Source organism: Paenibacillus sp. GM2 (genome assembly GCF_900069005.2).
Lineage (GTDB): Bacteria > Bacillota > Bacilli > Paenibacillales > Paenibacillaceae > Fontibacillus.
This window is the reverse complement of record NZ_LN831277.1, coordinates 495,538-507,151: the sequence shown is the minus strand read 5'-3', so window position 1 is coordinate 507,151 and position 11,614 is coordinate 495,538. Positions and strand designations below refer to the sequence as shown.

Sequence of the window (11,614 nt, the reverse complement as noted above, 5' to 3'; positions counted from 1 at the left end):
CGCATAAAAACAAGAAAAGTTTAATTAATTATTAAAATTAAGAATGTATTTATCTAGAGCTAACTCTGATGCTGGCATGCATTAAAAAAAGAGGTACCAATAAGGTACCCCTTTGCTAGAACAAAAGTATTAATTTTGAGACCATACGTTGCCAAATTGACCGCCAATTGTGTTGCCTGCAAATGCATTTGTTCCGTCAGTAATGGCCTTCAACGCACTGTTAGCACTACCATCAATCTTAATATTGAAGTATTTGTTTGTATCTTTTACTGCTGGCAAAATAATTACTTCAATTTTAATTTGGTTTGGTCCTACTACTACTGCACTCTCAATGTTCAAAACATCTTCACCAAATTTAACTTCAACAACTCTCTTGAAATCAGCCAAGTTAATTGGTGCAATTACGTCATTACCAGTCAAAGTAATGCTGTAAGTGTCTCCAGTCACAGTTTTAACTGAAAGGCTGTCGTTGAATTCTGGTGTGATTTCATCGAGCAAAGTAGCACCAGCGTTATTAATTGCAATTCCTTGTGCATCGCTAGTTGAAGGGCTATTTACAACAGTTAATTTAGCTTTTGGACCAAGGTAAGCCGGAAGCTTGTTCCCATCGTTAAAAGTCAGGGTAAGTGTAAGACCGTCTGCACTTAAAGATGCGCTATCTGGAGCCAATGTTTTAATATCTGTTGCATTAGCAATATCCTTAGCTACTTCTACTCTGAAGTCATTAGCAGTATAAGAATTAAGCTTACCATCAAATTTAACTTTCACTTCATTGCGGGAAGTTGCCTTAGCTTCTTTAACAGCAATCTTGCTGTTTGGTGAAACAGTTGCAGACAAAGTATAACTACCATTTTGCTTAAAGTAGTTGCCGTCTGCATCTTGAACCAGTCTTGCTACGATTTCGTTATCATTCGTCAATGCATTATTGTTGTCAAACTTCAGATTCAATTTGTTTTTAGAGCTTGTAATACGAACAGTATCTCCCGACACTACGTCCACAGAAACATCACTCAATGTGTTTCCGTTAATTTCATACTTCTCAGCAAGATCCGCTCTGCCTTCACCTGAAGTTTTTACATTGCTCTTGTATTGAATGTAGAGGACATTATCATTTCCATCCTGTTTGTACCATACGCGAGTAATGGCTTCACCAAGAGTTTGTTTTGCATTGAACACTGTGGAATACGGAAGCATAGTATTGGCAACATATGCAGTGTCAACTACATTAGCTACTTCCAAAGTGTAATCAGCTGTATCAAGCTTAGTACCCAATTTAACAGTTACTGTGTTTGTTTCTGGGTCGTAGCTTGGAGTGGAGTACGGATGTCCGTCTTTATCCAGACCAGTTCCAGTTACAACTTTACCTTCACTGTTTTTAATTGTGTAGTTAGATCTTGTTTCAGCAGATGTTGCTTTAACTTTCTTGCTGAATTGAACTTTCAAAGAGTGATATCCAGTTGTACCATCTTGTTCAACGCTAACCTTTTCTACTGTTGGACGTTCTGTATCCAAAGTAGGAATTACTTTAGCTTCACGGTTAGCTTTGTTACCGCTATAGTCAGTTACGCCTTCAATGTATACTGTGTTTTCCCCAACAGCCAACGGATTGTTGAATGTAACGATGAGTTTGTTATCTCTCTTAGTTACTACACCAGTGTTACCGGAAACACCATGGTATACTTTGCTCCATGTTTTAACGGATTCATTGAACTCAATCTCAATTTCCTTCAAGTCGTTCGATTTAATCGACACAACTTCAGGAGCAGAAGTATCTTCTGCGATTGCGAATGAAGTTTCTACAGGTGCAATTTTCAATCCAGAGAAGTCACGGATATTGCTTACAGTAAGCTTATGGTCGCCAACTGGAAGCTTCGCATTAACAATAGCTACGTTTGGATAAGAGTACTCAACGTTGCCGCTGATAGAAACTCCATCCACTTTGTAGTTGCTAGATGCATATACATCGGATTTTTGAACTGGCTCGCTGAATACTACTTTAAATGCACTAGTACCCAATCCAACTATTTCTTTGATTTCTGGAATTTTCACATCAACAGCTGTGAATTTCACAGTATCTTCGATAGTTTTAGTGCCATCTTCATTTTTGATGTTTTTAACTTTAATTTCAGTTTCTTTTTGGTGAGGCAAGCTTGAAGTTTCTTGCAACAATACTGTTACAGTCGTCTTGTCTTCCGACAATGTTACGCTGTCAACCTTTTGATCTTTAACTTCGTAATTCAATTTGTTTTCTGCAGATTTTTTATCTACAGTTCCATCAAATTTAACTACAACTTCTTGAAGATTATCAGCTTTTACACTGTCAACCTTTTGAGCAGCAGTAGTAACATAAGTTACTTTATGAGTGTAGTCATGACCATTGTGAGTGAATTTCACTTCAGTTTCTTTGTTAGGCTCAAGAGCTTTTTCCAAAGTTACTTTCACAACTTCTTTGTTGGAGAGCGTGAACTCAACAACTTTACCAGCTTCAGAAACTGTGTAGGAAGCTACAGTTGGAACTTGGGATGCTTCATAGATTGCATATGCAGCAACGATTGCTTGGGAACGGCTAGCGTTAGCTTGGTAGTTGATACCAGCATCGATATATCCGCCCTTAACAGCTGCTTCTACATAGCCTTTAGCCCACTCAGTAGCAGTGTTGTTAGCGTCAGTTGGAACTTCAAGTTTCAACGCGCGAACCAGAACTGCAGCGAGCTCTTGAACGGAAAGGTTGCCGCTTGGGTCGAACAATTTCTTCTCAAGGTTCTTTCCTTCCATGATGTTCGCTTGAGTTACAGCTTCGATATAAGTACGTGCCCAGTGTTTAGCGTAGTTCTTATCGTTGTAAGAAGTAGCGTCTACTGGAGTAAGGTCAGTTGCCTTAGTGATGATCTTAGCCAATTCAGCACGAGTCAGGCTTCTGTCCAAGTGGGACAAACCATCTGGGAAACCTTCTACGATACCAGCGTCTTTCAATGCGTTAAATTGTTGCTCTGGTGTCAACTTAGCGTCAGCACCGAATGCTACAGTAGCAAACATAGAGAATGCCATTGCTGTAGACAAAGCTACGGATAAAATTTTCTTCATAACCTTTTTTTCTCCTCCTTGATTAACTATCACATAAGAGTTTTCTTTAAATGAATAGCTCTTGTTACTCATTAGCCATTGCACCCCCTTTCCAGAGTCTGAGCAGGATTCCTATAAATTAGGTCTGCGACAGAGCCGCAGAAACTTATAAACTATGAGCAGGTTAATAGAATGTAGAAATAGACTAGTTTCCTAATCCTACCTTAACATTATACAATGAGTCCCAGGTGCCGTAAAGATAATTTTTCTAAAAGATAGACAAGTTTCCCCATGAGGAACATGTTGGGATGTCTAAATTTGGACTTCATCGTCATGCTCACCATCTTAAACGCAGCAGAACAAAAAAAGTTGCGCCTATTTTAAAAAAAATTGCAAGATTGTTACTTTTTCTAGTCTTCTCCTGCATTTCATCATTATGCCACGCATTCCTGCTGACGGAAATTAGTATAACACCCCTGAATCTCCCAAGTCATCGTACAAGTTTTTCCAAATCAACATTCCTAGTATATGTACGAGAAGCACAAATAAGACGTCCAATTTTGGACGCCTTATCCGGCAAATAAACAGCTTATGATGGCAATTTATTATTATCTAACTCTCATCGCCAGTTGAATAATCCGGCTGCGCATCTTAGGATCAGAGTTGAGCTTTAGATACATATCATCGATCGCCTGCTTATTGTCCTTGTATTCCTTCTCATGCTTCATTGTATTATGCGACCATTCAATTAACTCATTCTCGGCATTACGCAGTTCATTAAATGCCTCGTGGAAGCCTGTCTCTACAACAAGACCCTCCATAATCTCTTGAGTTACTTCTTGTTCCTTAGTAATCTCTTCGATTCTTTTCTCCAATACCTTGGATTTATCCTCAAACTTTCTCTTTGCTTTCGAATATCCCAACTGCGCTTTTGACAATATCGGTTTCATCAGTTCAAATTCACCCTTTTGCAAAAAATGTTCTATTGAATATTGCATTTGATCCTTCTTACTCTGCCTATTGTAACTTAATCCCCAGCAAATTACAAAAAGATGTAATTGGAAAAAAACATCCCCTTGCCGTATAACGCACAGCAAGGGGATCGGTCGTTACGATTAGCTAAAGTTTTTCGGGAATATTTTCGTGCTCTTCTTCAACAGCTCCACAGTGATCTTACCTGCTTCTGCCCGGGTCATATAACCCTTCGGATTGAAGCTGTAGGACGGTTTCTTCTGTCCTGGTTGAGTCACTGCCGATCCATTCATAATACTTGCCTTAGTTACTGCTTGAATAGCCGGCTTCGCGTAAGGATCCATACTTCCGGAATCAATAAAGGCTTTCGCTAACGCAGCATCAAGTTTGGAATCATTTGCAGCTAATTTTAGTTTAAGTGCTCTACTAATCATAACCGCTGCCTGCTCTCTCGTTACCGGCATATACGGGGAGAACACTCCCTCAGTTACACCTGTGATAATACCAGCCCGTGCTGCAGTCTCAATATACTCATAGCTCCAAGTCTCAGTTCTGGCTCCTGGGCCAACATCGGTAAATGAAGATTTAGAATGATCACCATCTGTTGGATAATTCAGAGGGATATTTAATCCCTTAACCAGCAAGGTCGCAAATTCACCACGTGTGGTACGGTCGTCTGTGCCAAAGCTGTCCCCTCTGAGGTTCTTCATAATCCCCTTCGCATACAGACCATTTAGAACATTTCTCGCCCAGTTATGGTTAGTAATATCCGAATAACCTCTGCGAAGCTTCATTACCGAGTAATAACCGAAGTCATCAAAGGGAACTGTAATCGTATGCTTCTTGGAGTCTACCTCACCGCCAATATTCTCCCAAATTCCTTGATCATTAAATCGGAATACCGTCACCGTCGTCCCTGCCTCATCGACAACATTCGGATCAAAGGCAAGAGTTAGTGTTCCTCGCTTGGATGGAACAATTTTACGGTCTGGGGTAAACATCGTGAAGAAGCCTTCCAAGGAATAAGGCTGCAGGCCATTTGTCCCTGGCTTGTAGACCCCTCCAATATTCGATTCCCCAATGCCTCCACTAATCCAATATATATCAGAGACTGGAGTAAAGTTGCTTCTGCTCTCCATTCTGGAGAATTTACCACTCAATTCAGCCGGAATCGTAATCTGCGGAAGTCCGCTCTCAAGGTTATCTTGAACTCGGCCAATGTAGTTCCCGTAATCATCCCGCTTGCCAACCACTCCGTTATTAGAATCGGCAATACCGAATAACAGCTTATTATCCGGATAGAACTGAGTTATGTTCAAGCCAGGATTTGCTGATTGCAATACTGTTCCCTTCGGGAAGTTGAGCTCAATGCTCTTGTTGAATACACTGTATTTATTCGATACCTTCTCGGCCATGTATTGGCTGTCTACTGTTATAGCAGATGTATAGTACACTTCGATAGTGTCCGTAAGTGTTGTATCGGCACGAACGATTTGAATCTTGATTTTCGTAGATTTATCTGGCTTCAAGCCAACATAATCGTAGATGAAACGATCGGTCATTCCTGCTTCTTGACGTGGCTTCGCTTCATCCTTACCGATCAGTACCTTCGTAGCCCCTTCAGCCTCAATATCGAAATGAACAAAGTTCTTGTTCACAACATACTTCTCTCCAACAGTAGGCTGTGGGGACAACAAACGATAAGCCTCAACAACACGGTTGATCTCCAGCTTCTTATTCGTACGGGATCCGGAGTTGTTTACTAGCTCCAAGTTAAAGTTGTAGCTTCCCGGAACCTCCATATCCACATTATAGACTCTTAATACAAAGTCCTTCTCGCTACCAACAAAGCTGTAGGAATAAGTCTTTGTGCCACTGCCAAAGTCAAAACTAAAGGTACCATCATCCTCGATACTCTTATCAGTAGTTAAATCAAAATCAAACAATGGTTGAGATCCAAAAAATAATTTCACCTTCGTAGCGCCGCTTCCGCGCATAATCAGGTTAGCTTTCTTCTGATTCGTCGTAAATTTATTCTCTGTTGCGTTATACGTAAACGTAGGGGACAACAGGAACAAGTTAGTTATGATGTTATCAAATTCCTTCTGTTTCTCAGGATCCGCTGTACCTAAAGGCGGGAAGGATATTGCATCGTATAGATCCACTTCGGGCAACGGCGCCGGAGCAGTTAAGGATGGAGCAGGCTGGAAGTTGCTAATAGATGCGCCATTCTCATCCACGATATATATAACCAGTTCACCTGTAACCAAACGAGCGTTTCCGTTGCCGTCTCTGGAGGTGCCTGAGAAGGTAATCCTATTTTCGCCATAATACAAAGGACCTGAGGGACCGATCGTTAACGGCAATGAGAAGCTTCTCGTACTACCTACCCAAGGGATCGTGCCCGTTCCTTTGACGCCGTTAATAACATATTCGGCAGAAGCGGGGTCAAAGTTCTCAAATCCGATGTATTCCCCTTTGATCGTAAGATTCAATGTGCTTGCATCTTTAGAGTTCACGGGGTAAGTCTGTCCATATACCAAATTCGTAAAGGTAATTTTACTCATTGTAATATAGGACACGGTTGCGTTCTTCTCTTCTCCTTTAGTAAACCAGAAGCTAAGCTTCTGCTGACCCGCAGAGAAGTTGCTAATCTTGTAAACTTGTTGATTATTTTTCAGAACAGCTGTCGGGGTTCTCTTCTCGATATTCAGTACTTTGCTTCCAAGCGGCAAATAGGAGGCCGAGACCGTATCCGTTGTGTCCTGGCTGGACTCCAACATAATATAGAAGGTACCCGAGCTTACCGTAGCCCCATCAAGCGGTTCTCGTGCAAAATCATCAATACTTCCCGTCTTGGTCTCATCGAAATTCGGCAAGTAGTATAATCCTGTGATCAAGGATTGTCCTACCATATATTTATAAGAGACGTTCGTAGTTGTGCTGAATCTTGGAGTTGCTCCATCGTTTGGATATTGTATTCTAAGGCTTAGTTCATTAAGACCTGAATTCGTAGGTAATCTATCTGTCTTGAAAGTCACCAGTAGATGATCCGGATTACCATTTGCGTCAGGAACTATGACATCAGATCCTGGGGAAAGATTTACTGTCCCATCAGGACTTACTGCACTCATTTTAAGTATCGTAAACCCAACATCGGTGTAATCGGTCTCACCAGGAAGCCTGTAGGAGATCTTCCCTTTATCTTTGAACTCGCCTTCATTAGGCGCATCTACGCTAGGACGATATGGAATCAGGACTTGTCCAATTAATCCTTCTTGGCCATTCACACTACCCGTCACAGTCGGCGTAACATTTAATGCGTTATATGCTTTAGTGCCATCATAGACATACAAAGAGGACAGCTTCTGTGTATCGTTATAATAAAGTACAGTACGGTGCATTGTAACAGTGTCCGCACCATTCGTAATAACCAGCTTCAAATCGTTGGTCCCAGGGGACAAGGTGATGCCGGAAGAGTAGAATTTGCCGCTATAGTCATCCAAGAACAGCGACGTAGGATTCTTCTCATTCACATACAAAGTAACCTTCGTTGAATTCTGAGCGGTACCTTCAAGAGATACCGTCCCCGTATTGGTGACTACCGGAGTACCCTCATTTAACTGTTTCGCCTTTGCTCCGCCATCATACATCATTAATTCTTGAAGATATGGCACCTTATCATAGAGTACATAGAAGGACTCGGACTGAGTCACACCCCCCTGAACACCAGAAAAGGTAATTTTATTGAATCCTCCGAACAAAGTGAGGTCACGGGCGATGAACTTATTCCCTGAAGAATCATCAGGGTCCATAGTTACACTGGAATAATATACATTGGTCGCATCTGGAACCCAGTTTACATTACCAGTCTCGGTACCTAGATCATTCTTCACTGGAACAGAGTTCAACCGTTCTACCTTAACCGTCATATTATTCGTTGATACCTTTGAAACGGCACCTGTAACAGTCAGCGTAGATGTAACCACGTTATAGACATTTTGACGATCGATTTGCTTCCGACCATCTTTATCGTTATATTCTGTTGCTAGTGCAAATGTATCCCTTAACGCTGGATTACTTGGAACAAAGAAGCTGGGCTGAAAGGTAGCGGCAGCATTTGCAACTGTCACTAACCCAGGTGGAATCAATGTAATAATAAGCGACATTAAAGCCAGCCATATCAATGGCTTCTTAAAGCGTTGCATGTAGTTATCTCTCCTTTTATTTGATATTTAGTCCCCGTCGGAAACCGTCCAAAAAAATCGGCACTTATGTTTGTTATCGGACAAAAGGAGCCAATCTTTTAGAAAAACCACAAAATATGTCACATGTAAATATGTACAATAAAAAAGCCTGACTTCAGAAAGACAGGCTTGTCATATAAAAATGAATACTATCTATTTCGCTCTCCGCAAGGCCGAAATGTCTGTCTCCTGCTCGATTGAACGAAGAGAGAGTTTCTCGAGAATTCTTTCATGGCGTTCTTGGCCTTCTTTGACGTGAGTGAGTTCACCATGCAGCTTATGAACATCCATGCTTAGAGCATCAAGCTTGGCGTCTGTCTCTTCCTGACGATCCCGGATGGCCCGGACAATGGCATTCGTCTCACTCAACTGCGACTGCATCAGGGCTTGTGTCTCTTTCATTGATCCTAGTTCAGATTTCATTGATCCTAATTCGGATTTCATAGAACCCATATCTGACTTCATCGCTTGCTGATCATTTTCAATTCTGTCGAGCTTCTGTATGATTTGTTGTAGCAACTGCTCACTCATAGACAATCCCTTCCTTGAGTTTATTCCAAGAACACGCATGCTCTTAGTATAGCAAATGCCAGGAAATTTAGTAAGCAGCCTAATCTAACCACACTTCAGTGTTGAACCGCATAGAATAAAAAAAACAACCCCTTTCAGCACCCAAGCACCGATAGAGGTTGTCCCATGCAGACATTTTATATAAACATATAATTTCTGTAATCTATAGTTCCAATCTTGCCTCATCCAAAAACCTGAAGCTAGTTTTATTTCGAGCCTCGTTCTTCTCCGACCTTCATACGCAAGCGCGCCAGGAAGTTCAGCAGCGGCCGTTTGGTCTTGCCGATCAGGCCGATGACCTCTGCGCCGATTTGCAGGAAGAAGACCATCACACAGATGACTACAAAAGTAACCCAGTTGGCATTATACATCGCCGCTGAGGACTGAATAACCGCCAGCACGCCGAAGAAAGCGGCGATGCCGTAAATGATCAGCACCGTCTGACGGTGGCTGAATCCAAGCTCGCGCAGGCAATGATGCAGATGCCCCTTGTCCGGTGAGAAGATCGGCTTCTTCTGCATCCAGCGGCGGATGATTGCAAACATCGTGTCCGAGAGCGGTACACCGATCAGAATTATTGGCGTCAGGAACGACACGATGGCGACCTGCTTAAATCCGAGCAAGGATAATAAGGCCAAACAAAAGCCAAGGAACAGGGATCCCGAGTCGCCCATAAATATCTTCGCCGGGTGGAAATTGAAATGCAGGAAGCCAAGAATGCTTCCAAGCAATAGCAAGCTCATCAGAGCAACAAGTACATTACCCATAATAAACGCCATTACAGCAATCGTCGCTATCGCAATCCCGGACACTCCGGCTGCAAGTCCATCCAGGCCATCGATCAGATTGATCGCATTCGTTACCCCAACGATCCATAGAATCGTGAAAGGGATCGCAATCCAGCTCTCCACCGATGCATAAGTATGGAATGGAATATTAGCGAACTCCAAGCGTACATCAAATCCGAAAACAACGATGCAGGCCGTTGCAATCTGTACAAGAAACTTCAGCTTGGCCGGCAGATCGAAACGATCATCCAGCGCCCCAAGCAGAACCGTTATTGTACCGCCTACAAGAAACGCCTTAATAAAATTCATCTCACGAACAGAGAATGTATCTGGAACAAACCATACGATTATTAAAAAAGCTGCTATAAAAGATAAATAAATGCCCAATCCACCGAGTCTCGGCATAATCTTGGTATGCACTTTACGTGCGTTAGGCACGTCCACAGCGCCGACTTTAAAAGCGAACTTCTTAACAAGCGGCGTCAGAGCAAGCGCCAAACCAAGCGCGACGATAAACCCGATGGTATAGATCATCCACATGTGTATTAACCCCCAATTGTTCTGCCGGAATGATTATACTCCGTTTCAAAAGAAAGACCAACCCCGTATTTAAGCAATAATACGTTGTTTTCCGCAATATTTCAATGAATTATCTGATTTTGGTCAGTTTTTCTCCTTCACGCATGACGCGAACTGTAAATTTCGGTAGCGCAAGCATACGCGGCAACCGGGATGGTTGTCTTAACAAACGGTATAACCATTCAAGCCGAAGCTTCTGGAATACAAGCGGAGCCCGCTTGGTCTTGCCGGATATGACATCGAAACTGCCGCCGACGCCCATCATAATCGGTACGCTTAACGACTGTTTATATTTTGCGATCCAAGGCTCTTGCGTATCCGCACCTCTGGCAACAAATAACAGATGCGGCGCAGCTTCCTTAATCGCCTGGACAACTTCCTCATCTTGTTCTGGGCCAAAAAATCCGTCCCGATAGCCCGCAATAATCAGGCCAGGATATTGCCGGGATAATCGACCCGCCGTCTCTTCAATAACTTCTGGTGTTGAGCCTAGCAGATAGACTCTCCATTGTTCCTTCACACCTTGCAGCAGCAGCTCATGCATCAGATCGATGCCTGCCACCCGCTCCGCTACAGGATCGCCGCCTTTTTGCGCGGCCCAGACCACCCCGCTTCCATCAGGTACAATCAATTCAGCAGCCTGCATCATCCGCTTGTATTCCGGGTTCTCCAGCGCGGCCATAATCATAATCGGATTCGCGGTAATAATCTGATGTGGTGTCCCGGAAGCGACCACCTGAGACAAGTACTCTACGGTGTCCCTCATTCCCCATTTACATACAGGAATGCCAAACACGGATACCGTCGGTACCGCTGTATCATGTGTGAACGTCATTTTCGGCTCACCCCTTGCTCCGTAAAAATTGTGCGATGTTCTGCGCGGGCAGTCGTGCCGCATCCTTCATCGCGTTGATCTTCGCTGAATGCGCTCTGCGCCAAACTCCCCCTTCGGTGAGCAGGCGCTCGGCCTGCGCGGCAACAATCTGCGGATCGAGTTCATTCGTCGTGCCGACCGGAACGCTGCCGACACGGCCGAGGAAATGATCGATCTTCGGATCATAAGAGATGCCGAGCAGCGGGACTTCCCGCGAGGCCGCGTAGATCAAGCTGTGCAGCCGCATGCCTATCAGCAGGCTGCACTGGCTGACTTCCCGGAGCATATCCTGCGGATGCTCCGTCTCCGCCGCAATACTCACGGTGCCGCCGCTGTCTGCCACATTTCCCATCTGTTCAATGACGAAGCGCGAGGCTTCGTCATCGCCCGGGAAATGAAACGGCAGAAAGCGGATATGCACCGGCTTGCGGCGGCTCAGCGAAGCCAGGCCTGCGGCCAGCTTCGCCAGTTCGGTCCGCGCTTCCGTCCAGAAGCGGACCGACACCCCCACCACCGGCAGC

7 protein-coding genes are annotated in these 11,614 nt (G+C 43.7%); all 7 read right to left on the bottom strand.

Features of this window, described 5'->3' with window-relative positions:
* Positions 1–129: 129 nt before the first annotated feature.
* The gene (locus BN1360_RS05775) at positions 130–3,156 is read right to left on the bottom strand and encodes an S-layer homology domain-containing protein (RefSeq protein ID WP_068778944.1); all 3,027 of its coding nucleotides are present in this window, start codon (positions 3,154–3,156) and stop codon (positions 130–132) included.
* A 515-nt stretch (positions 3,157–3,671) separates the two neighbouring features.
* Positions 3,672–4,013 carry a hypothetical protein gene (locus BN1360_RS05770; protein WP_068778954.1) on the bottom strand — a complete coding sequence of 114 codons (342 nt, stop codon included), beginning with the start codon at positions 4,011–4,013 and terminating at the stop codon, positions 3,672–3,674.
* Positions 4,014–4,178: 165 nt separating this feature from the next.
* Positions 4,179–8,243 carry an S-layer homology domain-containing protein gene (locus tag BN1360_RS05765; RefSeq protein WP_068778943.1) on the bottom strand — a complete coding sequence of 1,355 codons (4,065 nt, stop codon included), beginning with the start codon at positions 8,241–8,243 and terminating at the stop codon, positions 4,179–4,181.
* A 192-nt stretch (positions 8,244–8,435) separates the two neighbouring features.
* Complete coding sequence (locus BN1360_RS05760) at positions 8,436–8,813, bottom strand: hypothetical protein (protein ID WP_229520839.1); 378 nt, start codon at positions 8,811–8,813, stop codon at positions 8,436–8,438.
* 245 nt (positions 8,814–9,058) lie between these two features.
* Entirely contained in the window at positions 9,059–10,180 is a 1,122-nt protein-coding gene (locus BN1360_RS05755) for a glycosyltransferase family 4 protein (protein ID WP_068778942.1), read from the bottom strand.
* A 109-nt stretch (positions 10,181–10,289) separates the two neighbouring features.
* Positions 10,290–11,054: a WecB/TagA/CpsF family glycosyltransferase gene (locus BN1360_RS05750; RefSeq protein ID WP_068778941.1), complete on the bottom strand. Its 765-nt coding sequence runs from the start codon at positions 11,052–11,054 to the stop codon at positions 10,290–10,292.
* Positions 11,055–11,061: 7 nt separating this feature from the next.
* On the bottom strand, positions 11,062–11,614 hold a 553-nt coding region (locus tag BN1360_RS05745; protein WP_195714230.1), incomplete at its 5' end, for a polysaccharide pyruvyl transferase family protein.